The following is a 26,678-nucleotide window of genomic DNA, read 5'->3' on the forward strand; positions in this document are numbered from 1 at the left end:
ATCGCACCGTATTGATTCACTCCGCTATATCAGGATATTCACTCTTCCATCTTTCGATATAGCTATTTCTCAAGTCTCTGGAGTCCTCGTAATTATTCTGAGCTAACTGTCCGAGGAACTTGACCACAAATTCGTTGTAATCGCCGTCGTAGTTGTTCTTGACGTACTGGTAGAGTGTTTGGTTCTCGGCTTCCTCATCGCCTATGATCTGATAAAGCCCCGCAGCTGAGCCAAGCTTGTTTTCTGAGCTGAGCTGGCTGGCTTTTTCACGGATGGAGCCATCGATCTCATTCTTGCAGTTTATTCTAGAATACCAGCGTTCCAGTGTTGCGAACTCTTCAGAGTCAAGAGCGCTTTGCGCTGCCTGCGACGCACATTCTTGTGCTGCCTGGTCGGAGTCTCGATAAGTTCCGAGTTTGAGGAAGGCGGAATACGCGCTGTCGTAGTTTTTCTCGCTCAAGAGACGGGCTGCGGCATTATAAGAGGCGTTTGGAACGATGATATCCGTTGTGAAGAACAAAATGGCTAAAGCAGCAACTACGGCAATGATGAAAGAGGCGCTCGCGATCAATGTCTTTCTCTTTCGTTTGGCAGTACGGATCCTGCGTTCTTCGCATCGCGCGATAAGGGACTGTTCGTCCTCGAGGGCGACAAGATAATCTTTGGAGAGATCGCATCTGCAGCACCGATCCCGATCGACATTGGGCATGCCGCAGGAACATACCCACCATGTATTGCCAAGTGTTACCGCATGGCGGTATTTGGAAGAGTCTTTGTAAAGTTCTCCCAGTGATTTAGTGCGTTCTGTGGCTGCTTTTTTGTCAAGCACAAGCTCAGTTCCCACAGGAATGGGCCCGGGCTCGGATCCAGCCTCAGCGTGCCACTCTATTTCGGGTTGAGAGACAGAGAGAACGCGGACGATAACGTTGGTGATTTGCGATCCAGTAAGTAAAACTGGCTCGGGGCGATACGTCTTGGCTGGCTGGATGTCGGCGTCGAGGGGGTTGAGCTCCACGGTTTCGGAAGCGCCGTCGACATAGCTCACATCGGCTTGCAGCTTGAAACTGTCTACTGTAGCTCCGGAGATGTTCGACAGCTTCAGCTGCAGATAGCACTGGCCCGTATCGGTGTTGCGCGATACTTGTACCGCATTTACAAGCAGCGGACAGCCTGGCTCCCAGCCTGGAGAGGCGTCTGCGCCCTGATTGTCGCTGCGAAATACGACCTTGAAGTTTGCCACATCCGTCTCCTCGTACTACTTAAATGGCCGGCAGATCATCAGTTAGGTTTTGTTTAGGGGCTTCGGGAAGTATTCTGCGATCAGGCAGTCCGGCGACATATAACCCCACAGTAAAAGGAGTGAAAAAGGCAGCAATGACGTATAAGTACGCAGTGCTCTTGTTTTGGTAGTATCCCTTCTCGCGGGCGGCTTCGACATAGAGGCTTGTGGGTGCTATGAGCAGAATGAAGTAAATCAGGAGTACAACTAAGATAAGCGGCAGTGTGTTTGGTGTAAACATGGTAAATCCTCTCGTTCCAAAATGTTCTGAATTGATGGGGTGTGGATATAGTATTCGACAGTAATCGAAATATGTTGCGCAACAAATTGCATAAATGACCTGCGATAATGATAGATGCTATGGGGGTAATCGCCTGGGTTTCTCATGGAAGGGGGGGGGCGACGCAGAACATGGCCCCCTCGACAATGGTCATCCGATCTAAAATTGTTGCGGGAATGCGGCGTTCCGGCGAGGCAAGGGCGCGTCCTTCCGACGACGGTTGCGTGCAACCGCGGCGACGGCCCCATACAGAGGTAAGGAGGGTATCCACCGCAGTTACCACACTGTGTCGGGGCGCTCGTAACACGGCGAACCACCAGACAGGCAGATACCCTCCTTATCAATGGTTCAACCGCAAAGAGCAAGACGCGCATACCGACAGCGAGCGCTAAAGCTCGCCTGCCGCATATTCTGTTGTAAGCGCCTTGCCCTCAAGGACAACGACACAGTGTGGTACCCGGCATTGTACCATCAACGTCCTAACTCTCGAAGAGGACGAAGGCGGCTGGGCGACATCCATGGCCACGAAGCGAAGTCGTATCTGGTGATTGGACATTTGCGCGGGGAGGGATCTAGCCGATGCCGTTAGGTTTGTTGCGCAACAAACCTTCCGAATAACACGTTACCCTTTGATACGTCAGCATCAGCGAAAGAGAGACGTCACGAAGCGAGCGACGGCTTTCGTCTCTGCAGTTAAAAGAGCGTCTACGGGAAAGGTTGGTTTGAGGCGATGACTTTGTACAAACCGTCCTTCGGTGCCGAGAGGCCTAAGGTTATTACAATTCCGCGAGAATTCACGGGTATTGCCGATAGAGCGTTTGAGGGATGGACCTCTCTTCAGAAAGTTATCTTACCCAAAGGTATTGAGTACATCGGACATAATGCCTTCAATGGTTGCTCGTCGCTTCAATCTGTTGACATTCCGAAGAGTGTAAAGGAAATAGGGGATTGGGCGTTTAAAGAATGCTGCTCTCTAAGGTCAGTGGTTATTCCTGAAGGCGTTAAAAAATATCCTGGTTTACGTTCAAGGGGTGCATCAACCTTCGATCGGTAAGGATTCCCAGCAGTGTTGTCTCCATTGGCCGCGAAGCGTTTAAGGGATGTAAGGCTCTCGAATCTGTGATCGTCCCCAAAGGTGTTGAAGAGATACAGCAAGGCGCTTTTCAAGGCTGTTCGGCGTTGCGGTCTCTCACCCTCACCGAGGGACTCAAATATATAAGCGACAGCGCATTTGAGGGGTGCTCTTCGCTCGAATCGCTGGTAGTGCCCGAAAGCGTGAGTGGTATTGATGGCAATGCCTTTGCGTATTGTTCATCGTTGGAGGCAATTCTTTTCCTCGGTAAAGGTAAAGCGTCATCAACCCTCTGGCTCAGTGACGACCCTTTCCATTCATGTGGCGCACTTCGCACCGTCACTTTTTTGAAAGATGCGTGTACGCGCGATTCGCGTGTATTTCGTGGTTGCGCCAATCTCGAATCCATATTGGCTTTTGCGGAGGTGGTTCGAGTGGGGGGCTGCGGCCGTTTTAAGGCGCTTCGCGAAGGAAAGTTGGGGGGAGTGGGCCAGGGCACATTATTCGGAGCTGTGGAAAAGCGCGATATTGTGATTAACGCTTCGCTTGAATCGGTTCGGACAGCGCTCAGCAAGGGGGAGACGCCCGAATTGCTGTACGAGATACTGCCCTTTGCGGATTCGTCTCCAGATTCAACCCCTCCCGTCTTCGACTCCTCTATTCCCGGCTGGCGAGCTAACGGAACGACAGTGTGGCTCGTTCCCTTCGAGTCGGAGAGCGCCAGTGAGCTGGCGAGCATCTTCCCTCTATCAGATCTGCCGAATCCCGACGTCGAAATAGAGAAATTTGAGCCAGAGACGCGAGATAGTTCCCCGCAAGTTGATGCGGATCGTACAACCTCGCTGGTGAATTATTTGCGAACGGTGCTTGATTGCGAGACGCAAGTTTACTTGGCTGCAAGGGTAGTATGCCAGTTTGAAGAAGCGCGATTAAGATACAACCAAGTGGCAAGATCGGTGACGCCTCAATCTCAATCGGTTCGCCAGATGGTCGAAACGCCCTTCTTGGAAATGGCAATGGCCCTTCAGGGCAGAGTTGACGCCCTCAAGGCGGGGGCGAAACCTGTTATCACCTTGGAGCATGCGGCCGAGGTGCCCCCGGTTCCGGATAAGCCAGAGGCGTTTTCCATGAAAGCCTTTGCGGATAGCCTCCCTCCAATCGAGCAACCTAACTATTTTAAGGTGGGTTTTTTCAACAAGAAAAAAGCTGAGCAAGCTAATGGGATATTGCGCGCGAAATATGAGCAAGAGGTTGAAGAGCGAGCGAAGGAAATAGCCTTAGCAAAAAAGAAGTCGGAAAAAGCTTTCGATGAATACGAACGTGCGTGCAAGCTTCGCGAGGCCGCTCTCGACAAACTCAGAAACTTGGAGATTAATAAGCTCAACGAAAAGATAGAACGGCTCATTGCAGATGATAATCCGCTTCAAAGGACAAGAGAAGAAGCTGAGGAGCTGGAAAAGGTTTATGCGGAAGAGGAGCGAATAGCTCGAAAAGAGCTGGAACGGGCTCTTCAGATACGCAGCGATTTGTACTCTTGCAATGTCATCTTCTCAAAATATAGGACGTTGCCCGCGATTGCATCTATTCTCGAGTATCTTGAATCAGGACGCTGCGAAGCTCTTTCGGGGCCTGATGGGGCATACAATCTCTACGAATCGGAGCGCCGCGCCGATTTGATTATCACTAAACTTGATGATGTTTTGGGGTCTCTCGAGAAAATCAAAGAGGGACAGCATCTTCTCTACAGCGAACTTAAGAAGGCGAACGCTACCCTCGAGAAAGTATCCGAGCAGATAAAGTTGCTGGAAACTAATGCGCTGAACGCAATGTGGGGCATTGCGAAAAACACGGCATCTATTGCTGAGAGGGTCGAGGAGATTGCGATAGACTCCGCAGCAACCGCCGAAGCGACTCAATCGACGGCTGAAGCATCGAGGGCCTCTGTTGCTCTTGCGGCTAAAAATAACGAACTGCTTAACTCCCTCGGGTACTTGATAGCGTTCTCGTAGGTTTGCTGTCGGGTACCTCCTGGGAAGGATCGGTGGAGGCGAGATGGGTGAGAAAAGCGCCGAGCAGGATGTTCAGCGCTATAGGAGACTGAAGTTTTGGGCTTGAGTAGCACGAATAGAAAACGAACCATTGCTTGTACGGCAATCATTACATCTGTCGTTGTAGTTGTGGCGACGATCCTCGCTTTTATCGCCTTTAATTGCGCGTTCAAACAGGAGGCTCCTTCAGAATGGATGAGGGCAAATTGCGACTTCGGTGAATTTCTCGGCTATCTCGGATCATGCGTTGCTGCCGTTGCTACCGTCGCATTGGCAACGGTGTCCTACGTTCAGACGAAATGGGCTTACGAAGATCAAGAAAGGCGCGAACAGGAGAATACTAAACGTCCATTTTTTGTTATTGCGTCTGTTAAATGTGGAGACGAAAAAGCAGAAGCGTTCAATGCAAACGGTGCTTTCGAGTGCTCCGCTTCGAAAGCCGTCCATAGTATTGAGATAGTATTGCAAAATGTCGGCGATGGCCCCGCAAATAATTACCATTGGGAGTTGGATGGTTTTGGCGTATCTCCCGATGCCGAGTTGGAACTTAGTTGCGTTCCGTCAGCCTGCTCGAAGTCCCAGATGGTCCGTGTGCCTCAGGGCAACGATGTTGTAGTGAATGTAGTGAAAAGTCTGGAATACGAGAACATACTGGGATGCAAGTACCGGCAACAATTCAGAATGACCTGCCGACTTAGTGTGGTTAGGGATATGGTCGATTCACACGCTCTCGGGGCCGAGCGACAAATATTCGTTCAACCGCTTGGGCCTCAGAAGGTGCTGAAAGACTAACCGTTCCTTTGTATGGTTGGCGGTATAATGGCCTCGACCAAAGAAAGGAGCGCGGGCTATGGCACTTATGACGGTGTACCACGGTAGCGGAGACGTCGTTGCCGCGCCCGAGATTCGAGTCGGGCGCTACACGAAAGACTTCGGACCGGGGTTTTACTGCACCGTCATCCGTGAGCAGGCCGAGCGCTGGGCGCAGCGCATGCCGGTGCCGCGCGTGAACACCTACGTGGTCCGCTTCGCCCAAGGCCTCGACATCCTGGAGTTTCCGGAGATGAGTGAGGAGTGGCTCGACTTCATCGTCGCGTGCCGCCACGGCGAGTCCCATTCCCACGACGTGGTCATAGGCGCCATGGCGGACGACCAGATATACAACTACGTTTCCGAGTACATCGAGGGTGCCATCACGCGCGAGCAGTTCTGGGCTTTGGCGAAGTTCAAGTATCCAACGCACCAGATCGCCTTCTGCACCGACAGGGCACTTGAATCACTGGAGTTCGTCAATTGCGAGGAGGTCGGAGATGGAAGGGCGTGAGAGCCGCCGTGCGAACGATATATTCTTCGTTTGCAGCCTGGTCGATTATATCGCGCGCAAGACGAAGAACCGCCGGTCGGATGTTGTGGAAGCGCTCGGGCCGCAGCGCCTGGGGCGCATCGTGGAGTTGGCCGATGTGTACCATTGCGACAACATCGATGCGGTGAGCGATCACTTCATCGAAGAGGCCGATATCGGCGAAGGCGTTTTCGACAACGTCGCTGCCGCTCGCTACGCCGTTCCCTCCCACTGGGACATAGGCAAGGTGTACAAGCGACTCGTCCTTGCCATCGCCGACCGTGAGGGGACGACCGATGTCGAAGCAATTCTGCGCGCCTACTGCTCTCCGGTCAGCGCTCTCATCGACGACTACAACGGCAGCTTCTACTACGATTCCCCCGAGGCCATCTACGACGCTTACGCCACGGGGGAGTTGGAGTAGCGATTTTTGTGACTCTGACCTGGGATGCAATAATTCGATAAGAAATCCCTAAGGAAAAATGAACCAAATACCCATGGAGGTTCCATGCTCGTGCGCGTAGACTTACTTTCCGAGGGAGGGCCCGGCTTCCATTTCGGGCCCCGAACAAGAAGAGGAAAGGGGAGTCTATGGGAAAGACTGCGCAAACCTTCGGCAAGATCAGCCGCCGGTCGTTCCTCGGCCTGGCCGGGGCGACGGGGGTCGGCGTGGCGCTGACCGGCTGCGCGCCGGCCTCCAAGCAGGAGGAGCCGGCCGCAGACAGCCTGCCCGTTACCGGCGGGGATCCGCTTGACTACGACACCGTTAGCTGGTCGTCGTGCCACGTGAACTGCGGTAGCCGCTGCCCGCTGAAGGCCTATGTGAAGGACGGCCAGGTCGTGCGCATCGACATCGATTCCGACGGCGATGACGAGTTCGGCCCTGGCAAGATCTACCAGATGCGCTCCTGCGTGCGCGGCCGCACCAACCGCCAGCGCATCTACAGCCCCGACCGCATTCAGAAGCCGCTCAAGCGCGTCGAGGGCACTAAGCGCGGCGAGGGCAAGTACGAGGAGATCACCTGGGACGAGGCCATCGATCTCATCGCCACCACCATGAAGGAGATCAAGGAGGAGTACGGCAACGACGCCTTCTATATCCAGTACGGCACCGGCGTGCTGGGCGGCACGGTGTCGAAGTCGTGGCATCCCGATCAGACCATGTTCGCACGCCTCATGAATTTGTGGGGCGGCTACCTGCGCCAGTACGCCGACTACTCCACCGGACAGATCACCTGGGAGATGCCGCTCTTTAACGGCGACGCCTGGTCGAACAACGAGGTGACCGACCTCGTGAACTCCAAGAACATCGTGCTGTTCGGCAACAACCCGGCCAACACCCGCATGTCCGGCTCGGCCATGCAGTACCTGCTTACCCAGGTGCGCCTGCAGAACCCCGAGGCCACCATCGTGGTGGTGGATCCGCACCTGTCGGATACCGCCGTGGGCGTGGCCAACCGCTGGATCCCCATCCGCCCCGGTACCGACATGGCGCTCGTGGCCGGCATGATCCAGTACCTGTTCAGCGCCGGCAAGCTGGACGAGCAGCTCATCCGCGACAAGTTCGTCGGCTTCTTCTCCGACAGCTTCGCCGACGACGTGAAAGCCGCCGAGCCCACGAGCACCGCCTTCATGGGGCTCGACAAGTCCGGCAAGCTCACCATCAAGGAGGACATGTCCTACGAGGCCTACCTCGCCGGCACCGGCGCCTACAAGGGCACCGGCGAGAAGACCCCCGAGTGGGCCGCCGGCATTACCGGAATCCCGGCCGACACTATCCGCGAGTTGGCCGACCTGTACATGGACGGTCCGACGGCCACCATTCAGGGCTGGGGCCCGCAACGTCACTCCAACGGCGGCAACAACTCCCGCGCCATCGCGATGATCGCCGCCATCACCGGCAACGTGGGTATTTCCGGCGGCGGCACCGGCGCCCGTGAGGGCGTGGGCGGCGTTCCGTTCGCTACCCCCACGGCCATCCCGTGCTTCCCCGAGAAGAACACGGTGGACGTGTGCGTGTCGTTCTTCGACTGGTACCAGGCCATCGAGGACTACACGGTCATGAACGACGCCACCTGGGGCATCCGCGCCATCGACGAGACCGGTGTCACCAGCTACGCCGAGGAGCCCGGCACCCTGAAGCTGAAGGCCCCCATCAAGTTCATCTGGAACTACGGCTCCAACGTCATGATGGGCCAGCACGCCGACATCAACGACTCGTTGCGCATCTACAATCTTCCAGACGAGAAAGATTCCGGCGTGCGCATGATCGTCACGGTTGATCCGTGGATGACGCCGACGGCCATGGCCTCCGACATCATCCTGCCCGGCACCACGCCCTTCGAGGAGGACGACCTCACCACCGGCGGCACCGCCTGGACCGGCTTCATCTGCTGCGAGTCGAAGGCCATCGAGCCTCTGTTCGAGGCCAAGCCCGTCTACGAGATCTGCACCCTTCTGGCCGATGCGCTCGGCATCAAGGACGAGTTCACCGAGGGCAAGACCCAGCTCGACTGGATCGAGTGGTGCTACAACGAGGGGAAGGCGGCCGGCGACGACTTGCCCGACACCTTCGAGGAGTTCCGCGCCGCAGGCCTCATCAAGCAGACCGACGACCATGAGCCGGCCATCGCCGCGCCGGAAGGCCCGCTCGCCACGCCCTCGGGCAAGTACGAGGTGTTCTCGAAGCAGGCTTACAACCTGTCGCGCCAGTGGGACCTCACCGGCGGCGGGTACGTGCCCGACGACGGCCGCGACCAGATCACGGGCCTGCCCATCTGGTACGAGAACTTCGAGGGCTACGGCGACCCGCTGCGCGAGGAGTACCCCTTCCAGCTCATCGGCCACCACACTAAGACGCGCACCCACTCCTCCTACGGCAACGTGCCGTGGATGAGCTCGGTGGCCCCGCAGCAGTGCTGGATCAACGAGGGCGATGCCGCCACGCTCGGCATCAAGCAGGACGACACCGTCATCGTGTCCACCGAGCGCGGCCGCTCCCGGATGACCGCGAAGGTGACGAACCGCATCATGCCTGGCGTGGTCAGCGTGCCCCAGGGCGCGTGGTACGACCCGGTGACCCGCGACGGCGCCACCATCGGCGATCCCAGCGTGCTCGATTTGGGCGGCTGCATCTCGGTGCTGACGTCCTCGCGCCCGACGCCCATCTCCAAGGGCAACGGCGTCCACTCCAACCTGTGCAAGATCGAGAAGGCCTAGGGGGATAGACCATGGAACAGTACGGATTTTTCGTCAACACCGACATCTGCACCGGCTGCAAGGCCTGCATGACCTCGTGCTTCGACCGCAACGACCTGGAAGTGCCGCAGAAGTTTCGCAAGGTGTTCGAGTTCGGCGGCGGCGAGTGGAAGGCCGACGGGGCCGGCGCTTATACGGCCACGGCGTTCACCTACTATGTCTCGATGACCTGCGGCCACTGCGAGAGCCCGGCCTGCGTGGCCAACTGCCCCACCGGCGCCATGCAGAAGGACCCGGAGACGGGCATCGTCAACAACGACAAGGAGAAGTGCATCGGCTGCATGACCTGCGAGAAGAGCTGCCCCTACGGGCACCCCGTGCAGCTAGACGACGGCCTGTCTCACAAGTGCGTGCTCTGCTCCGACGAGAACCCGGAGGGCACACCGGATCCCACCTGCGCCAAGGCCTGCCCGGTGCGCGCGCTCGAGTTCGGCACCCTTTCTGAGCTGCGCGAGCGCCATCCCGAGGGCGTATCAGCTATCGGCGAGCTGACCGATGAGACCGGTCCGGCCGTAGTGTTCGCGCCCCATCGCGACGCGGCCAAGGGCGGTGTGCTGCGCAACCCGCAAGAAGTGAGCCACGAGGCCTAAGCGCCGACGGCTTAAGAACGGGACACTAGCTTTACGGCGGCTGGTAGGGTATAACTCCTACCAGCCGCATCGGGGGTTAGGGAGGGTGCATGGATAAGAAGACGAGCCGGCCGCGCACTGCCTGGAAGTGGGTGCGGTAGAGCTGTGGCGAGAGTCGGGCGACAGAGGAAGATCGGACTGCGGACGAAGCTCATCGGGCTTCTCACGGTTGTTCTCGTGCTGATATCAGCGGTGTTCCTTGCGTTCACCTACGACGATCAGTCGCGCCGTGCCGAGACCGACCTTCTGGAAAAGTCACGGGTGCTCGTTACCGAGATGGATGCCATGTGGGATTTCATCTCCCTGAATCAGAACGTCATCAACTACACCTCCGATGGGGAGTACGACTACAAGGGACTGCACTGCGCCATCGCGGGCAAGTCGGTGGCGGCTCTGTTCTCCGAGAAGACGGACTACTCCATCCGCTTCACGAATTTGAACCCGCGCAACATCTACAATATCCCGGACGCCTACGAGGCCGCCGCCATCGAGGCATTTTTGACGGATGAGGACACCGATGAGGTATGGGGCTACCAGACCGAGGGAGGTGATCAGGTCTTCCGCTATGTGCGGGCCATGGACGTCTCCGACGACTGCATCGAGTGCCACGGCCAGCCCGCCGGCGAGCTGGATGCGACTGGTTACCCGAAAGAAGGCTGGAGTGTGGGAGATGTGGCCGGAGCAGTATCGGTGGTGGTTCCCGCCAATGGCGCCATGGCCAACATGCGTGATGCCATCGTCGGCAACATGATGTTCTTTCTGGCCGTGGTGGCTGCCATGGCGCTTCTCATCTATGTCGTCATCAGCCGACTCATTACTGAGCCTTTGACGGAGCTGCGTGCTTCGTTCTCTCGTGTGGCCGAGCCCGGCGCGCGGACGGCCGAGGGGGAGATGGGTACTCCAGGAGTCTTTGGCCCAGCGGGCGTCATTGGACATGGGCCCGCGTCCGCTTCCGGTTGCCTGCGCGGCCTCCCGCCACGAGGCTCCCTGGACATGGCCGAGCGCGGCGTGCTGTACTCGTCCCGCGAGATAGACGGCCTCATCGAGCAGTACCATTCTATGGCCCAGCGCCTGGAGGAGCTTTACGGAAGTTTGGAATCTCAGGTAGCCGAGCGCACAGAACAGCTCTCCAGTGCAAACGCCGAGCTGGAGTGTCAGCGACGCCGAGTAGAGGAGATCAACGCCCAGCTCGCCCGGGACAACCAATACAAGTCCGATTTCCTTGCCATTGTCAGCCACGAGTTGCGCACGCCGCTAACCTCCATCTTGGCTTTTGCCGAGCTTTTGGGTGAGTCCATCGGCCCCGATCGGCCCGAGGCGCGCCGCCAATTGGAGGAGATTGACAAAAACGGCGCCATCTTGCTGGAAATGGTGGACAATGTGCTGGAGTGCGCCCGCATCCAGGCGGGCTCCGAGACGCTGAACCTGGAGCTGGTTGATTTGAACGACCTCGTGGGAATGGTGGAGTCGGCCATGGCGCCCGTGGCTGCCAAGAAAGGCGTGGCCTTCACCACTCGTGTCGATTTCGACGTGCCTCTCATTATGGGAGATTGGGAGAAGCTGCGCCGGGTGCTCGCAAATCTTACGAGTAATGCCGTGAAGTTCACCGACGCCGGCGGCGAGGTGGCTGTGCGCGTCTGTTGCGAGGCGAAAGAGGATGGTGCTCGCAACGTGGTGATGCGCGTGAGGGACACCGGCATAGGTATTCCGAAAGAGGCCCAGGAGCTCATCTTCGAGCGGTTCCGACAGGAGAACATGTCCACCGTGCGTCGTTACGGCGGTAGCGGGCTGGGGCTTTCGTTGGTAAAGGACCTAGTGGCCATGATGGGTGGCACCGTGGCCGTGTCAAGTGAGCCGGGATGCGGCTCGACGTTCGCGGTTGAACTGCCCGCAGAGGAGGAAGACCATGACTAAGGTGATGCTCGTCGATGACGACGCGTCCATGCAGGTGCTCATCGAGCAGATCGTGCGTCGCGGCGGCTACGACTTCTGCTGCGCGGGCAATGGAACCGACGGCCTGGAAATGCTGAGAGCCGAGCGTCCCGATTTCCTTATTCTGGACGTAATGCTGCCTGATATCAATGGCTTCGAGATCTGCGAGATCGTACGAGGCGAGGGTCGCAATGTGCCGATCATGTTTCTCACTGCCAAGGGCGACATCGTGGATAAGTCCATCGGCTTTAAAGCCGGCGCTGACGACTACCTCGTGAAGCCCTTCCAGTCCGAAGAGCTGCTTCTGCGTCTGAACGCGCATTTACGCCGCCGCGAGCGTGACCGCGAGCGCCAGCGCGAAGGGCGCGACCACCGTTCCGAGGCCTTTTCGGTGGGGGATTTGGAGATCCGTTTCGGAAAGTACGAGGTGCGGTTGCGTGGCGAGGTCGTGGCGCTTTCTTCTCGTGAGATCGAGCTAATAGAGCTGCTCGCCTCCGACCCGGGCGCCGTGTTCACCCGCGATCAGATCCTCGAGACGCTCTGGGGCAGCAAGGAGGCGACTGACCCTAATTCCATCACCGTCATGGTGCGCAAGATTCGCGAGAAGATAGAGGATGATCCCTCCAAGCCGCGCTACCTTGTTACCGTCTGGCGGGTGGGCTACAAGCTGGCCGAGTCGCTGTAGCCGTACGGGTTTCGGCACTGTGGCGGTTAAGTGCTCGAGTGCCTCTTTTGTAGAGGTTGTGCGAAGATCGCCCTTTGTTGTTGCGGGTAAACTTCTGGCCGGTTTTCTCTTGAAGGGGTCTTCTCTTTGTAGTATTCTTCTCTGCTGTATCTCTGCGCCAGAATTGCATTTTCATGCCCAAAATCAGGCGCGGACGCCAGAGAAAGGACTATCGCGTGGCTGATGCTGCAAAGAAGAATCCTGAGAACGAAACCGAAGAGGTCGTGGTGGCTGAGGACGTCGAGGAGATGGACGACCTGGATGACGACGACATGGACAACGCGGAGCCTCCCGCGAACGCGGCGAACGACGCGACTTCTGACAGCCTGACTGAGGACAAGATCGAGGCCGGCATCGATTCCGAGGAGGATCTGCTGGACGGCATTCCCGAGGAGGAGCTGAAGGCCACGGTGGAGGCCGCCGCCCTTCCGAAGGTCACCCCTCGCACCAAGGCCCGGGCGCGCAACCGCGCCAAACGCAACGCCGATGCCGGCGTGACCATGCTCACGGGCGACCCGGTGCGCATGTACCTCAAGGAGATCGGCAAGGTGCCCCTGCTCACCGCCGCCGAGGAGATCGATCTGGCCATGAAGATCGAGGCCGGTGTGGCCGCCACCGAGGAGCTGGAGCGCGCCGAGGCCGACGGCGTTGAACTGGATCGCCGCGAGAAGCGCCGCCTCGGCCGCATCGAGCAGGTGGGCCTGGACGCCAAACAGCAGCTCATCGAGGCCAATTTGCGTCTGGTGGTCTCCATTGCCAAGCGCTATGTGGGCCGCGGCATGCTGTTTCTGGATCTCATTCAGGAGGGCAACCTCGGTCTCATCCGCGCGGTGGAGAAGTTCGACTACACCAAGGGCTTCAAGTTCTCCACCTACGCCACCTGGTGGATTCGCCAGGCCATCACCCGCGCCATCGCCGACCAGGCCCGCACCATCCGCATCCCGGTGCATATGGTGGAAACCATCAACAAGCTCGTGCGCATCCAGCGCCAGCTTCTGCAGGAGCTCGGCCGCGAGCCAACCCCCGAGGAGATCGGCGAGGAGATGGGGCTCACTGCCGAGCGCGTCCGCGAGATCCAGAAGATCTCCCAGGAGCCGGTGAGTCTGGAGACCCCCATCGGCGAGGAGGAGGACTCCCAGCTCGGCGACTTCATCGAGGACGATGCCGCCGTGGTGCCGCCCGATGCCGCCAGCTTCTCCATGCTGCAGGAGCAACTGGCCAAGGTGCTGGAAGGCCTGGCTGAGCGCGAGCGCAAGGTCATCAGCCTCCGTTTCGGCCTGGAGGACGGTCATCCGCGCACGCTGGAGGAGGTGGGCCGCGAGTTCGGTGTCACCCGCGAGCGCATCCGCCAGATCGAGAGCAAGACGCTTGCGAAGCTGAGGCACCCCAGCCGGTCCAGCAAGCTTAAGGACTATCTGGAGGACTAGCGATCAAGCGCCCGCGACTTTTGGCCGCGGGCGCTTTTTCTGGCAACCCAGAGTTTGCCGCGAGCACTTTTTTCTTTTGTGGACAAAATGGGCCCGAGTGAGCTCACGATGCATGATTTGGCCGCTGCCTATGAGTTTCTTATCGATGAATTACTCGTATTGCGATAATTGATCGGGTAAAAAGCAGATGATGACTCCCCAGCAGTTCGGTGGGAGCTCATTCGGGGCCCATTTTGTCCAAACTCTTCAATTCTGCCCTCATAGGAGTGAATAATGACCAACCAAGTGCAGAGTTTCGAGTTCTTCGCCACGTGCCTGCCCGGTGCCGAGAAGCTTTTGGCGGACGAGCTGCACGGACTCGGCGTGAGGAAGGTGCGTCCGCTGTCCGGCGGCGCATCGTTTTTCGGCGCGCCCGAAGACGCCCTGCGGGTGTGCCTGTGGTCGCGGCTCGCGGGGCGCGTTAATCTCACGGTAGGTCGCGTGGCGGCGCGGGACGCCGATGCCCTGTACGCCGGCGTGCGCGAACTTCCCTGGGAAACGGTGATCGCCGATGGCGCGAGTATCGCCGTGCGGGCGAGCGGTACCAACGTGGAGCTGCGCAACACCCAGTTCGTCGCCTTGAAGGTGAAGGACGCCATCTGCGATCGCTTGGCCGAAGCTCGTGGCGCGCGACCCGATGTGAACCCCCAGCAACCCGACGCCCTCGTTGAGGTGCGCCTTAGAGAGGAGAAGGCCACGCTCTCGCTCGATCTGTCGGGCCGCTCCCTCACACGTCGGGCGTACCTCGGCGATGAGGCTGGGGAGGAGGCGCCCTCGGTGGTGTCGCAGGCGGCGACGCTGCTCGCGGCAGTTGGTGCGGCCGAGCTGTTTGCGGAGGGGACGACGTTTCTCGACCCTGTCGATGGCGGCAGCATCCTCGCCCGCGAGGCGGCGGAAGTGCGCGAGGATCGGGCGCCGGGCCTTTTGCGCGAACGATGGGGGTTCACGGGATGGACGGCGTTTCCCGATAAAGCCTGGGGCGACCTGTTGGACGAGGCGGACGAACGCTGCGAGGCGCGCATGGCGCTGCTTGCCACCGCGCCGGCGTGTCCCGATGCCCCCCGGCTTGTGGCCAGCGTCGCCTCGGTCTTTCGGGCCGACGACGATGCCGAGGCAGTGGCTGCCCGAGCCGCGTGCGTGGCCGCTTCCCGCGAGGCGCCGGCCGGCTCCCGTTTCGCCTTCGCAGGTTTCGAGGGCATGGCTGCGAAGTTCAAGGAGGAACCGACGGTGCGCCTCAAGCTGGGCCGCGGCCGTTCAGAGACGACAGTCGAGGTGTTCGATAGGCCGCCCCGGCGCCCCTCGGTTATTTCTGTGGCCAACCCCGCCGGTGGCGCCGACATTCCCGTCGAGGTGAACGACCCGGCGGCGGCCCAGTTCGCGAGTCGTTTGCGCAAGGTGGCCCGCGAGCGGCGCAAATGGGCGGCGCGCGAGGGGGTGGCCTGCTATCGTCTCTACGATGCCGATGTGCCTGAGTACGCCTGCGCCATCGACCTGTACGAGGGGGCGGCCGAGGCCGAGGGCGAGCTGTACGCCCATGTGGCCGAATACGCGCCGCCTAAGTCCGTCGACCCCGACCAGGCCCGCGCCCGCTTCGAGGACGTGCTCTCCCTGGTGCCGCCGGTGCTGGGCATTCCGCCGGAGCACGTGTTTTCCAAGTCCCGCCTGCGCGCGAAGGGCGGCGGGCAGTACCGCGACGCCGGCGGTCGCCGTTTTGTGACCCACACGAGCGAGGACGGCTTGATCTGCGAGATGGATTTGGGCGGCTATCTTGATACGGGCATCTTCCTCGATCACCGCGTAACCCGCGAGATGGTAGGGAAGATGGCCGCCGGCAAACGCTTCCTGAACCTGTTCGCCTATACGGGCGTGGCGACGCTGCATGCTGCGGCCGGCGGTGCGAAGGAGACGACGACGGTGGACTTGTCTCAGACGTACCTGGACTGGGCGGCCCGCAATCTTGCGGCCAACGGGTTCGCCTTCGAAGTTGTTGACAAGCCGAATCGAAGGGATCGAACGGACGGAGGTTCGGCGAGGGGTCGGCGGGGAGGGGCGGCCAACAAGCTCGTTCGCGCCGACGTCACTCGCTGGATCGCCGAAGCGCGCCGCCGCCATGAGCGCTACGACCTTATCTTCGTGGATCCCCCGACCTTCTCCAATTCGAAGGCCATGGGCCGACGCACCTGGGACGTGCAGCGCGACCATGTGGAGCTGCTCGTCGGCGTCTCGCGCCTTCTGTCCAACGGGGGCGCGGCGGTCTTCTCCTGCAACCTGCGAACCTTCAAGCCCGATCTCGAGGAGCTGGCGCGCTGCGGCGTGGAATTGGAGGACATTACCGCCCAGACCATTCCGCACGATTTCGAGCGAAACCTCCGCATCCACAAATGCTATCTGGTGCGCCGAAAATAATTTTCGCCTTCGAGGAAAATAGGGTCTTGCAAAGAGAAGCCCCTCCGTTATAATACTATCTTGCGCGTCAGGGCAAAGGTTCTGAAAGCGACATTCCTCGGTAGCTCAACGGCAGAGCATCCGGCTGTTAACCGGAGGGTTGTAGGTTCGAATCCTACCCGGGGAGCCAGAATTTTCGCGAGTCCGCTTCGGCGGGCTCGTTTCTTTTTCGGCAGCATTTGCGGGTTAGGGGCGCGGCACCGTCATCTCATCCGAATTGTGACCTCGCATTCTGGGTTTCTTTGCTATTATTAACCAATCCGACAAGCTGTTTTGTCGGCAACCGCAGAAGTGCGGGCGTGGCGGAATTGGCAGACGCGCCAGATTTAGGTTCTGGTGGGCAACCCCCGTGAAGGTTCAAGTCCTTTCGCCCGCACCATTCCCGTTCGAGTCCTGCCGGGACCGTGCGGCTGGGATGCGCGCCGAAGTATGGGCGCGCGCGAGAAAAGGAGAATCACCTTGGCAGTCCCCGCAGTATTCAGGAAGTACAACGAGATCAGCTTTATCAAGCGCATTCTCGTCGGCCTTGCCATCGGCATCGTCTTGGCGCTGCTCATTCCGAATGTGCAGCCTTGGACCGACATCATTACGCTTCTGGGCTCGCTGTTCGTGGGCGCGTTGAAGGCCGTCGCCCCCGTGCTCGTGTTCTTCCTGGTCATCAGCGCCCTTTGCAATGCCCAGGGTGCCGGTACCATGAAAACCGTCGTCGTGCTCTACGTCGTCAGCACGCTTGTGGCGGCTATCGTGGCTCTCATCGGTAGCGAGATCTTCCCGACCACCCTCACGCTGGACACCTCTTCCATGGTTGAGCAGGCGGCCCCCGAGGGCATTGGGGAGGTGCTCACCACGCTGCTCATGAACATCGTGGCCAATCCGGTGGACGCGCTCATGAACGCCAACTACGTAGGCATCCTCGCCTGGGCCGTGGTGCTCGGCGTCGCCCTGCGCGCTGCCGGCGAGCGCACCAAGGAAGTGTTCACCGCCATCTCCGACGCCGTTTCCAAGGCGGTGCGCTGGGTCATCAATCTGGCTCCCTTCGGCATCCTCGGCCTGGTGTACGCCTCGGTCAGCACCTCGGGCCTGGAGATCTTCACCGAGTACGGCCATCTCATCTTGGTGCTCGTGGCCTGCATGCTCATCATCGCGCTGGTCACCAACCCTCTCATCGTGTGGATCTGCACCCGCAAGAACCCCTATCCGCTCGTCCTGCGCTGCCTGAAGGATTCCGGCCTCACCGCCTTCTTCACCCGCAGCTCTGCCGCCAACATACCGGTGAACATGGAGCTGTGCCGCAAGCTCGGCCTGAACAAGGACAACTACTCGGTGTCCATCCCGCTGGGCGCCACTATCAACATGGCCGGCGCGGCGGTCACCATCACGGTCATGACCATGGCCGCCTGCCAGACCATCGATCTGGCGGTCGACCCGGTCACGGCCGTCATCCTGTGCGTGCTGGCCGCCGTGTCCGCCTGCGGCGCGTCGGGCGTGGCCGGCGGGTCACTTCTGCTCATCCCCATGTGCTGCGCGCTGTTCGGCATCAGCAACGATGTTGCCATGCAGGTTGTCGGCATCGGCTTCATCATCGGCGTTATCCAGGATTCCTGCGAGACGGGCCTGAACTCCTCTTCCGACGTGGTGTTCACGGCCACCGCCGAGTATCGGCAGCTCATCAAGGAGGGCAAGGAAGTGCACCTGGGCAAGGACTCCTTCGCCTACCACGAGCTCTCCTAACAAGCTGCGCGCACTGCGCATTCTGAATCACATTGCGGAAGGGAGCCTTCGGGCTCCCTTCTCGTTTGCCTTGCTTGTCTCCCACGGCCCGAGGCAGTGTCGACTTGCCGGAACGAGCATACCAGCAGGTCGGATTCGGCTGCGTTCGATGGCCCCGGCCAAGAGGGGTCTCAGTGGGATTGTCTCGCCTTCGCCTTGTCTTGCTCGGCGCGCGGCGCGGCGGTTTCCACGAGGTGGCGGGTGGTGAGAAGGCCGGCTGCCATAAGGAGGCCGAGAGCGCCAAAGGAAAGGCGCATGGCGTCGGCCTGCGCGGAGGCCTTCACGTCCACGAGCTTGTCGACCTGCGCGGCGTCGGCCCCCCAGGTTCTCGCCTCGTCGGAAAAGGCGCTGTCGCTCATGAGCGTCGAGGCGGTCTCCGCAGCGGGAGCCATATAGCTCTGGTCGATGCCCGCCGAGGCGGCCTGGGCCGCGAAGCCGCCCGCCATGGTGAGGAGAAGGAAGGTTCCGGCGAGCGCCGTGCCGAGGGCGAGCCCGATGCTGCGAGCGGCTCCCTGGATGCCGCCGGATTGCTCGGCCTCTTTGCGGGTCACAGCGCAGGCTACGGCATTGTTCGATTGGGAGTTGACGGCGCCCACGCCGAAGCCGCCGAGGGCCATTCCGGCGAACAGCGTTCCCGTCACGCCGTGCGCATGGACGCCGAAGGCCATGAGCGCGCAGGCGCAGGCGATGGCGATGAACCCCGTCCGGATGATGAGGCGCGAGGAAAGGTGCGGGGCGAGCTTGGGTAAAAAGGTTGCCAGAAGGAACATCGGGATGCCCGACAGGAGGGAGAGCATGCCGGTTTGCAGCGCCGTGAACCCGGTGACGAGCTGGAGGTACGGCGTGGCCAAGATGCCGACGGCGCCCATGTAGAAAAACGGAAGCGCGACGGCGGAAAGCCCCGCGCGAACCTTAGGCGAGGTGACGAACGCGGCGGGAATGAGGGGGTTGCCTCGACGTTGGGCGCGTCGCTCGGTGGGTACGAGCAGGCCGAGCAGCACGAGCCCGATGAGGATGGCGGGCAGGGTGGGGGGCAGTCCGCACAAGGTGAAGGGGCAGAGCTTCTGCGGATTGACGATGCCCCAGTCCGAGAGGTGCGCCACTCCGAACAGCGCGAGCCCCATGCCGAGGGCGGCCACGATGGTGCCGGCCACATCGAAGCGGCTGTGATTGCCGGAGAGGGGGGTGCGGGGAACGAGCCGCGTGCAGCACAGCACGAGCACGAAATAGATGGCCATGATGGCGAAGGTGAGGCGGAATCCCGAAGAGTCCATGACGATGCCCAAGATCAGCGGGGAGAGCGTCGAGAGCGCGGCCGCCCCGGCAATGGTGCCGAACGCGATGGCCCGCTGCCGCCCTTGGTAGAGCGCCGCGACCAGCCCGAGCACCGAGGGCGTGATAAGGCAGGCGCCAAGTCCCATGATGACGCGTCCTCCCCAGGTGAAGGCGAAGATGTTGGGGGAGAGCGCCGCCACCATCTCGCCCGCAACGGCCAGGGACAGCCCGATGGCCAGTGCGCGGCGCAGGCCGATGGTCACGCCGACGAGCCCTCCGGCTATCATGAACGCGCCGGCGATGAGCGAGAACAGCGTGGTGGCCATCTGGATATCGTCGAGGGTGGCGCCCAGCGTGCCCACGAGGCTTGCCGTCGCAAGGTTCATGGCCGCGCTGTCGCTTGAGGTGCCGATCTGCGCGAGGGCGAGAACGGCCAAGGGCGCATAGCTCGCCTTCGTGATTTCTGCCGGCCGCCGGGTGGTGGCGTTGGCGGTAATGGTCGTAGTTGCCATGATGCGCCTCTCAACTGTTTGCGGCGCCCCATGGCGCCGCCCCACTATCTTGTTGTCCCAGGGAAATTCTCTCCTAAATGCACGTCCATGCTGTCGTATTGCGCAGAATCTCGTACAATCGTTGCCATCTTGCCACGGTATTGTCGCCCTCAAAGGCTAGGCTCGCTCTACACTGGGAGCAGGGTCGTTCGCCCCGAGGGACCAAGCGGTGAGGAGGAGCTATGAACAGCAGGCAAGGAGCGCTCCTGCGGGCGCTGCTCGAAGCCAGCGACTACCGGACATCTGCCGATTACGCTCGCCGATTCGGCTGCTCGGATCGCACGATTCGCACCGACGTCAAGGCCCTCAACTCGTTTTTCGAGCACGAGGGACTCGCCACGCGGGTGGGCCGCCAGCGGGGGGCCGGGCTGCGCCTTGCGCTGGCTCCCGGCGAGGAGAACCGCCTCGTGCGCCTGCTCGAGGAGAGCGAAACGGAGATGCACCCGCGCTACGAGCGCCTGTGCCAGGAAATGATCGCGCTGACATGCTATCCCGGGCCCCATACCGCCGACAGCCTCGCGCGCCGCATGTTCCGCAACAAGCAGCAGATTCAGTCCGATTTGCGCTGGTGGCAGGGGATATTGAAAGTGAGCGGGCTCACGCTGTCCGTCGGCCGCCAGATCACCGTCGAGGGCCCCGAGTGGACCGTGCGGGGTTTCGTCATGTCCATGCTGTTCTCGTTCTCCTCGGCTGCGGTGCGCCGTCGCATCCTGCCCTCGCTGTTCGGATCGATCGAGCCCTACGACCGCCAGTTTCTGGAGCGCTGCATCGCCGAGATGCAGCGCGACCTCGGCTTCGAGTTCTCCAGCAACGCGCAATGGCAGTTCGGCGTGTACCTCTGCATTATGGTGACCCGCCTTCGCCTCGGCCATGGCCTGATGACGTGGCGCGGTGCCGACGGGTCCACGCCGTTCTTCGCCTACCTCAAGAAGCGGCTCGAGCGCCATTTCTCCCTGACGGTGAGCGATGCCGAGATGGGACTACTCAGCGACATGGCCCACTGCTGCACCTGGCAATGGAGTCTGGCCGCTATGAGCGCCTACGAGCCGAGCGAGCGCGCCCGCGCGTTCACCGACGACGTCGAAGAGGCCCTCAAGAAAGCGTTCGGCGCGCCCTTGCCCGAGGATGTACGCAAGCCCTTGGCCATTCTGTTCGAGAGCGGCCTGGCGCGACGCACCTGCGGGTTGGTGGCGGCGAATCCCAACGAGGAGTCGGTGAAGTACGAGGCCATGGACGGCGCCTGTCTTCTGTCCTCGGTGCTCTGCGAGGTGCCTTCGCTTGTCGAGGCCGACCTGTTCAGCCCGGACTACGCTCGCATTGTGCTCGTGCTGCTCGATTACCTCGACCAGGTCGGCGCGCTGCGCTGCTATCGGGTGGGTCTGGTGGTGAACTGCGGAATCGATCTGGCCCTTTGGGGCGCGCATCGCATCGAGAAGCTGACGAGCCGCCTTGAGGTGACCGATGTCCTGACGGAGAACGAGGTGCTCGCCGCCGCGAGCCGTCCCAACTCGACGCTGCTCGAGCGCTTCGACTTCCTCGTGTCCTTCGAGCCGATGGACGTCGATTTCCCCTGCGTGACGATCTCGCCGGGCGTCAGCCGCGCCGATATCGATCACATCATCGCCTCCGTGCCGCTTTGGCGACGGGGCCAGGAGGTTCACACGGCGTGGGAGCGGGGCGTACTGCCCGCCGGCCCCTCGCCCGAGAGCATGTTCGCCTCGCTGCACGCGCGCCTTACGGCCGACGGCCTTATCGACATGTCCCTCGAGCGCTTCGAATGGCTCGTCTGGACTCTGTCGGTGGTGAAGGATCGCACGCTCGTGTTCGCCTGGTGCGGGTCGGGCGTCTGCAAGACGGGCATCCGCATCTTCCGCCTGGAGGAGGGCGATCAGGCCGAGTGCGGCCAATGCACGATGGCCGCCGTTCTTGTGGGGGCGCCCGCCGAGCGGGGCGATCTCACGCCGCTCACGCAGGGTTTCAAGCGGCTGGTGGAAGACTATGCCGATACCTCGGATCTCGTCAGCGACGACGGATTTTTCGTCTGCTTCCCGGAGCCCGAATAGGGGACGAAAGGTCGGGGAAGCGAAGCTCGGGCAGGACGCGCGCGGCGCTAGGGGAGCAAAGCTCGACCAGCGTGCGAAGCCCGGACACAGCGCGAACAGCGCCGAGAATGCGAAAAAAGAAGGGAAGCCCGCGGGCCTCCCTTCTTTTTTCAGGCGACTGAGCCGTCGCTACTTCTCGTCGCGCTCGTAGAGGGTGTCGCCCTCCTTGATGGTGGCGAGCACGCAAATGTCGCGGATCTCGCGCGGATCGACGGCCAAGGGATTGCGGTCGAGCACCACGAGATCGGCCAGCTTTCCCGCCTCCAGGGTACCCTTGTCGGCCTCCTCGCCGTACTGGTAGGCGCCGTTGTAGGTGATGGCGCGCATGGCCTCGTACGGCGTCACCTTCTGGTCCTCGTCCAGCTGGACGCCGGCCTTGGTGATGCGGTTCACGGCGCACCAGGCGGCCTCCAGCAGGTTCGGGCGCAGCACCGGGGTGTCGGTGTGCAGGGTGAAGGGCAGCCCGGCCCGCTCGGCATCGCCGCAGGCGCTCACGCGGCCGCCGCGCACGGGACCCAAGTTCCGCAGGTGCGCGTCGCCCCAGTACCACACGTGCGAGGAGAAGATCGAGGGGATCATGCCGATTGCCGCCATCTTCTCATACTGGTCGGTGCGTGCCGTCTGGGCGTGGATCATCACCGGGCGCAGGGCCATCTTCTCGGGGTTGTCCGATGCGTCCCGCGCCGCCTCGTACACGCGCAGAAGCTGGTCGGCCGCCGCGTCGCCGTTGCAGTGGCACAGAAGCTGGTGGTTGGAGTCGATGGCCATCTTCGCGAAGGCGATGGCGTCCTCGTCGGTCATGGTGCTGTAGGCCACCCAGTCCTTTTCTCCGTCGGGGCCTTCCACGTAGGGCTCGGTCATCCAGGCGGTCAGCCCCTGGGGCGAGCCGTCGAGGAACATCTTCAGGCCGCCGAAGCGGAAGTGCCCGGTGTAGCTCTGGCTGTCGAACTCGGCGTTGTCCGCGAGCGTGGCCATCACGTCGCTGCCCCACATGGGATAGCTCACGATGTCCATCTTCAGCAGGCCGGCGCGGGCGAGGCCCACCAGCACCTTGGCCATGTCGGGCGCGGTGGCGCCGTCCTGGCAGGTGGTCACGCCGTGCTCCAGGTAGATGCGCTGCATGTCGGGAACCATGGCCGCGAAGTCCAGGCCCAAGCGGGGAGTGGTCACGGCGTAGAAGGGGTTCATGGCCGCCGGCTCCTCGGCGTAGCCGTCCAAGTCGCCGGTGCCGTTCATACGTCCGTAGCGGCCGCCCTCGGGGTCGGGGGTGGTGGGCGTGATGCCGGCCAGCTTCAACAGGCAGTCGTTGGCCACGCCCATGTGGTTGGACACGTGCGTGATGAGCACGGGGACGTCCTCGGACACGGCGTTCAGGATGGACTTGTCGGGGTGGCGCTGCTCGATGAGGTTGTTCTGGTCGTAGCCGTTGCCCGTGATGACGCCGTCCGGGCCGATGTTGCGCTCGGCGGCGAACTTCTTCAGCGTCTCGGTGATCTCGGCGAAGGAGGTGCACTCGGACAGGTCGGCGTACAGGAGGTACTGCAGCGCGCCGGTGAAGTGGCTGTGCGGGTCGATGAGCCCGGGCAGCACGGCCGCGCCTCCCAGGTCGACCTCCTCGGCGCCCTCGGCGAGGCGGCGCGCCTCTTCCAAGGTGCCGACGTAGGCGATGCGGCCGTCGTCATCGACGAGGAGCGCGTCGGCGGTGTCGACGTCGTCAACCATGGTGACGAAGGTGGCATTGGAGAAAAGTCGTTTCATGAATTTCCTTTCAAACACGCGCGAGTTACATCTCGCGGTCGACGACCGGCTCGAAGGGCATCTCGTCGGCCGTCTCGGCCACGATGGTCTCCTCCTTGCCGTCCTCTTCCTTCTTGAAGATGGTGATCCAGCGGGTCGTGAACAGGCCGAGCAGGATCAGCACGCCGGACACCACGTACGAGGTGATGGTGGACTCGATGCGGGCGTCGGAGTTCAACTGCACGAGCTCGGTGCGCTGCTCGTCGGTCATGGGGATGTCGGCGATGGTCTGCTCGAACTGCTCGTCGCCCATGAGCGAGATGTTGCGCTCGGCCACGGCGGTGCGAACCTCGGGGGTGATGACGGGGCTATCGGCCATGGCGTTGTCGATGTTGGCGGTGATGCCGAACAGCAGGACCGCGCCGATGGCGGCCACGCCGATGGCCTGGCCCACGTTGCGCATGGTGGTCTGGATGCCGCCGGACTGCGACGCGTCGCGCTCGTTTACGGCCAGGGCCACGATGTTGTTGGCCTGGGCGGAAACGATACCGGCGCCGGCGCCTGCCACGGCCAGGCCCACCCACATGAGCCCGTTGACCTCAGAGCCGTGCAGCGAGAAAGCCATGGGGATGAACGCGCTGGCCATCACGATGTAGCCGACCTGGATGACGCGGCGCGGGTTGGCGTTGGGCATAAACTTCGGGATGCCCAGCGAGAAGATGAAGGTGGGGATGCCCACGGCCAGCGCCATGACGCCCATGAGCACCGGCGACCAGCCGGCCACGAGCTGCAGGTAGGGGGACAAAAGAATCGCCTGGACGCCCATGAAGAAGAAGGTGATGGCGCTTGCCACGAGGCCGGCGCGCACCTGCGGGGTCTTCAGGAACGACTGGGGCAGAAGGGCGATGCCGTTCTTCTGCTCGACGCGCTTCTCGACCGGCACCAAGATCACGAGCAGGATCAGGCCGAGGACGGCCATGGGCAGGGCCGGGGAGATGCCGAAGATGGTGAAGGGGCACTCGGCGAAGGGCTCGATGAGGCCCCAGGCGGAGATGCGGGAGAGGCCCACGAGGAACAGGAACAGGCCCGTGGCGGCGATGCCGGTGCCCAGCCCGTCGAACTTCAGCTTCTCAGCGGGCTTCTCGATGGCCGGCAGCTTGAAGGACAGAAGCAGCACCAGGGCGAAGTACACGGCCAGGGCGCCGAAGGTGATGCGGAATCCGCCGAACTGCATAACGATGCCCAAGAACAGCGGCAAAAATGCCGACAGGCCCGAGGCCGCGCCGATGCAGCCGAAGGCCAGCACGCGGTTCTTGCCATGGTAGATGAACGGAATGAGGCCGAGCACCGAGGGGATCATGAAGCTGGCGCCGAAGCCGACAAGGATGCGGCCGCCCCAGATGAAGATCGTCATGTTCGGCGACAGCGCCATGACCAGCTCGCCGGCGGCGCACAGAGCCGCGCCGAGGCGGAAGTTGGTGCGCCAGCCGATGATGGTGCCCACGAGTCCTCCGGCCACCATGAAGGCGCCGGCCATGAGCGAGTACACCATGTTCGCCAGCTGAATGTCGGGAGTCGTCGCGCCGAGCACGTCGACCAGCTGCTGGTTGGCGAGGCCGAGCGCGCCATTGTCGCCCGACGTTCCCATCTGCGCCAGAATCAGCACGATAATGGGCAGCACGAGGAACTTCTCAACACCCCCCTCGGGATGCGTCGTTTTGCTCTTCGCCATTATGTCCTCCTTTAATCTTGGATGGAATGCCTATGCCGAAAAGGGTAGTCTCGCAAGCTCCCTCCGTAATTCGGCGGCGCTCATTGTAGGAAGACTGCTTCCTTTTCGATCGGGAAACGTTTTCCGTTGCAACGGAAATGTTCCATTTGGGAAAAGGGAACACGGGTTCCTATACTGCTTGTCGGTCAATTTCCGTGCGGCCCGCTGTCGCGGCAGCTCAAACCAGTGAAACGTTGCGAGCGGGCGCGCGGTCGCGAGTGAGCGCAACAAGAAGAAAGGAATGCTTCATGGCAAAGACCTCCAAGATCGCAAAGGCTCCCAAGTCCTTCAAGTCCTACGCGCTGAACAAGTGCCTCATCGGCTACGGCGTGGTGAACGGCATCATCAACGCGGCCATCTTCGCCGGCATCAACGCCGGCGCTCCCGATGCGATGTTCGGCATGCACGACATCGTGCACGACCTCGCCTTCACCGGCCTTCTCCTCGGTATGCTGCTGTTCGCCTGCGTCGTGCCGCTCACCCGCATGGATCTGCGCAAGGGCGTTTTCTCCCTGCCCGGTGCGGCGGGCGGTGCCTTTCCGCTCGTCTCCTCGTCCTACGCGGTCTCCATTCTCGGCGTGGGCGCGCTCGCCGCGGTGGTCATGACCGGTGCCGGCGCCCTTCTTTCCTTGGCATTGCCGGCCGCCGGCGCTACCGTGACCGGCATGATGTTCCTCAAGGGCCTGGTGTGCGCTTTGGGCGACGCGGTCGCCGGCTGGTTCACCATCAGCTTCGTGGTGCGCGGCCAGCAGAAGGCCGACGAGGTGGCGGCCGCCATGGCCTCCAAGACTGCCGGGGCTGCGCTCTAGGATAGCTTGCTCGGTCCTGCGCTTGCGCCCGTCGAGATCGGTCTTGCGAAAGGCCGTTCCCGGCGGGCGCGCTTTGTTTCGAGCGAGGCGCGGGGCTGCTTGTCGAAACAGGTCGGGAACGAATCGGTGGCCCGCCGATGGCAAGGTTGCCCCTAAGGTTCCTCCGTGCCCACCCTTCCGTAACGGCA

The 26,678-nt window shown here is 61.4% G+C and carries 19 protein-coding genes and 2 tRNA genes; 16 read left to right on the plus strand and 5 right to left on the minus strand.

Going from position 1 to position 26,678, the window contains the following annotated elements; all coding sequences use genetic code 11:
• Positions 1-16 precede the first annotated feature (16 nt).
• Entirely contained in the window at positions 17-1,240 is a 1,224-nt protein-coding gene (locus NE591_RS02325; protein ID WP_173112782.1) for a hypothetical protein, read from the minus strand.
• Positions 1,241-1,259: 19 nt separating this feature from the next.
• The gene (locus NE591_RS02330; protein ID WP_114540523.1) at positions 1,260-1,520 is read right to left on the minus strand and encodes a hypothetical protein; all 261 of its coding nucleotides are present in this window, start codon (positions 1,518-1,520) and stop codon (positions 1,260-1,262) included.
• Between the two features lie 769 nt (positions 1,521-2,289).
• Here NE591_RS02330 and NE591_RS16185 point away from each other — a divergent pair.
• The 14 genes from NE591_RS16185 to sstT all read left to right on the plus strand — a co-directional run bounded on the left by NE591_RS16185 (position 2,290) and on the right by sstT (position 18,206).
• On the plus strand, positions 2,290-2,613 hold the full coding sequence (locus NE591_RS16185) for a leucine-rich repeat domain-containing protein (RefSeq protein ID WP_367995872.1): 324 nt from the start codon (positions 2,290-2,292) through the stop codon (positions 2,611-2,613).
• Positions 2,568-4,640, plus strand: coding sequence for a leucine-rich repeat protein (locus NE591_RS02335; protein ID WP_256156319.1), 2,073 nt, complete (start codon positions 2,568-2,570; stop codon positions 4,638-4,640). Before NE591_RS16185 ends, NE591_RS02335 begins: the two co-directional genes overlap by 46 nt.
• A gap of 96 nt (positions 4,641-4,736) precedes the next feature.
• The gene (locus tag NE591_RS02340) at positions 4,737-5,471 is read left to right on the plus strand and encodes a hypothetical protein (protein WP_147272723.1); all 735 of its coding nucleotides are present in this window, start codon (positions 4,737-4,739) and stop codon (positions 5,469-5,471) included.
• A 58-nt stretch (positions 5,472-5,529) separates the two neighbouring features.
• Positions 5,530-6,003: a DUF3990 domain-containing protein gene (locus NE591_RS02345; protein ID WP_114540518.1), complete on the plus strand. Its 474-nt coding sequence runs from the start codon at positions 5,530-5,532 to the stop codon at positions 6,001-6,003.
• Positions 5,990-6,445 carry a hypothetical protein gene (locus NE591_RS02350; RefSeq protein ID WP_173112786.1) on the plus strand — a complete coding sequence of 152 codons (456 nt, stop codon included), beginning with the start codon at positions 5,990-5,992 and terminating at the stop codon, positions 6,443-6,445. Before NE591_RS02345 ends, NE591_RS02350 begins: the two co-directional genes overlap by 14 nt.
• Before the next feature lie 167 nt (positions 6,446-6,612).
• A complete protein-coding gene (locus NE591_RS02355; RefSeq protein ID WP_173112788.1) occupies positions 6,613-9,240 on the plus strand; it encodes a DMSO/selenate family reductase complex A subunit in 2,628 nt (875 codons plus the stop codon).
• Between the two features lie 11 nt (positions 9,241-9,251).
• Positions 9,252-9,869: a 4Fe-4S dicluster domain-containing protein gene (locus NE591_RS02360; RefSeq protein ID WP_173112790.1), complete on the plus strand. Its 618-nt coding sequence runs from the start codon at positions 9,252-9,254 to the stop codon at positions 9,867-9,869.
• A gap of 144 nt (positions 9,870-10,013) precedes the next feature.
• Positions 10,014-11,822: a DUF3365 domain-containing protein gene (locus tag NE591_RS02365; protein ID WP_256156275.1), complete on the plus strand. Its 1,809-nt coding sequence runs from the start codon at positions 10,014-10,016 to the stop codon at positions 11,820-11,822.
• Positions 11,815-12,525 carry a response regulator transcription factor gene (locus NE591_RS02370; protein ID WP_173112793.1) on the plus strand — a complete coding sequence of 237 codons (711 nt, stop codon included), beginning with the start codon at positions 11,815-11,817 and terminating at the stop codon, positions 12,523-12,525. The genes NE591_RS02365 and NE591_RS02370 overlap by 8 nt, the downstream gene beginning before the upstream one ends.
• A gap of 311 nt (positions 12,526-12,836) precedes the next feature.
• The gene (gene rpoD, locus NE591_RS02375; RefSeq protein WP_227069709.1) at positions 12,837-13,991 is read left to right on the plus strand and encodes an RNA polymerase sigma factor RpoD; all 1,155 of its coding nucleotides are present in this window, start codon (positions 12,837-12,839) and stop codon (positions 13,989-13,991) included.
• Between the two features lie 273 nt (positions 13,992-14,264).
• Positions 14,265-16,436, plus strand: coding sequence for a class I SAM-dependent methyltransferase (locus NE591_RS02380; RefSeq protein ID WP_173112795.1), 2,172 nt, complete (start codon positions 14,265-14,267; stop codon positions 16,434-16,436).
• 94 nt (positions 16,437-16,530) lie between these two features.
• Positions 16,531-16,605 (plus strand) — tRNA-Asn (locus NE591_RS02385).
• 163 nt (positions 16,606-16,768) lie between these two features.
• Positions 16,769-16,854, plus strand: a tRNA-Leu gene (locus tag NE591_RS02390).
• A gap of 80 nt (positions 16,855-16,934) precedes the next feature.
• On the plus strand, positions 16,935-18,206 hold the full coding sequence (gene sstT, locus NE591_RS02395) for a serine/threonine transporter SstT (RefSeq protein ID WP_256156276.1): 1,272 nt from the start codon (positions 16,935-16,937) through the stop codon (positions 18,204-18,206).
• 170 nt (positions 18,207-18,376) lie between these two features.
• Here sstT and NE591_RS02400 read toward each other — a convergent pair whose 3' ends face one another.
• A complete protein-coding gene (locus NE591_RS02400) occupies positions 18,377-20,032 on the minus strand; it encodes an MFS transporter (RefSeq protein ID WP_173112799.1) in 1,656 nt (551 codons plus the stop codon).
• 221 nt (positions 20,033-20,253) lie between these two features.
• On the opposite strand from NE591_RS02400, the gene NE591_RS02405 reads away from it, so the two are divergent.
• The gene (locus NE591_RS02405) at positions 20,254-22,134 is read left to right on the plus strand and encodes an HTH domain-containing protein (protein ID WP_161127845.1); all 1,881 of its coding nucleotides are present in this window, start codon (positions 20,254-20,256) and stop codon (positions 22,132-22,134) included.
• A 168-nt stretch (positions 22,135-22,302) separates the two neighbouring features.
• On the opposite strand, the gene NE591_RS02410 is transcribed toward NE591_RS02405, so the two are convergent.
• Entirely contained in the window at positions 22,303-23,931 is a 1,629-nt protein-coding gene (locus NE591_RS02410; protein WP_256156277.1) for an amidohydrolase, read from the minus strand.
• Between the two features lie 25 nt (positions 23,932-23,956).
• Positions 23,957-25,642: an MFS transporter gene (locus NE591_RS02415; RefSeq protein ID WP_173112801.1), complete on the minus strand. Its 1,686-nt coding sequence runs from the start codon at positions 25,640-25,642 to the stop codon at positions 23,957-23,959.
• Positions 25,643-25,929: 287 nt separating this feature from the next.
• On the opposite strand from NE591_RS02415, the gene NE591_RS02420 reads away from it, so the two are divergent.
• Entirely contained in the window at positions 25,930-26,490 is a 561-nt protein-coding gene (locus NE591_RS02420) for a hypothetical protein (RefSeq protein ID WP_256156278.1), read from the plus strand.
• Positions 26,491-26,678: the final 188 nt, after the last annotated feature.

Source organism: Adlercreutzia sp. DFI.6.23, assembly GCF_024462535.1.
Lineage (GTDB): Bacteria > Actinomycetota > Coriobacteriia > Coriobacteriales > Eggerthellaceae > Adlercreutzia > Adlercreutzia rubneri.

What these genes read in the sequence shown, in the direction of transcription:
- rpoD (WP_227069709.1), top strand. Translation starts at nt 12,837, where the DNA reads ATGGACAACGCGGAGCCTCCCGCGAACGCGGCGAACGACGCGACTTCT.
- NE591_RS02410 (WP_256156277.1), bottom strand. Translation starts at nt 23,931, where the DNA reads ATGAAACGACTTTTCTCCAATGCCACCTTCGTCACCATGGTTGACGAC.
- NE591_RS02420 (WP_256156278.1), top strand. Translation starts at nt 25,930, where the DNA reads ATGGCAAAGACCTCCAAGATCGCAAAGGCTCCCAAGTCCTTCAAGTCC.
- NE591_RS02415 (WP_173112801.1), bottom strand. Translation starts at nt 25,642, where the DNA reads ATGGCGAAGAGCAAAACGACGCATCCCGAGGGGGGTGTTGAGAAGTTC.
- NE591_RS02380 (WP_173112795.1), top strand. Translation starts at nt 14,265, where the DNA reads ATGACCAACCAAGTGCAGAGTTTCGAGTTCTTCGCCACGTGCCTGCCC.
- NE591_RS02355 (WP_173112788.1), top strand. Translation starts at nt 6,613, where the DNA reads ATGGGAAAGACTGCGCAAACCTTCGGCAAGATCAGCCGCCGGTCGTTC.
- NE591_RS02400 (WP_173112799.1), bottom strand. Translation starts at nt 20,032, where the DNA reads ATGGCAACTACGACCATTACCGCCAACGCCACCACCCGGCGGCCGGCA.
- NE591_RS02405 (WP_161127845.1), top strand. Translation starts at nt 20,254, where the DNA reads ATGAACAGCAGGCAAGGAGCGCTCCTGCGGGCGCTGCTCGAAGCCAGC.
- NE591_RS16185 (WP_367995872.1), top strand. Translation starts at nt 2,290, where the DNA reads ATGACTTTGTACAAACCGTCCTTCGGTGCCGAGAGGCCTAAGGTTATT.
- NE591_RS02345 (WP_114540518.1), top strand. Translation starts at nt 5,530, where the DNA reads ATGGCACTTATGACGGTGTACCACGGTAGCGGAGACGTCGTTGCCGCG.
- NE591_RS02350 (WP_173112786.1), top strand. Translation starts at nt 5,990, where the DNA reads ATGGAAGGGCGTGAGAGCCGCCGTGCGAACGATATATTCTTCGTTTGC.
- NE591_RS02360 (WP_173112790.1), top strand. Translation starts at nt 9,252, where the DNA reads ATGGAACAGTACGGATTTTTCGTCAACACCGACATCTGCACCGGCTGC.
- NE591_RS02330 (WP_114540523.1), bottom strand. Translation starts at nt 1,520, where the DNA reads ATGTTTACACCAAACACACTGCCGCTTATCTTAGTTGTACTCCTGATT.
- NE591_RS02370 (WP_173112793.1), top strand. Translation starts at nt 11,815, where the DNA reads ATGACTAAGGTGATGCTCGTCGATGACGACGCGTCCATGCAGGTGCTC.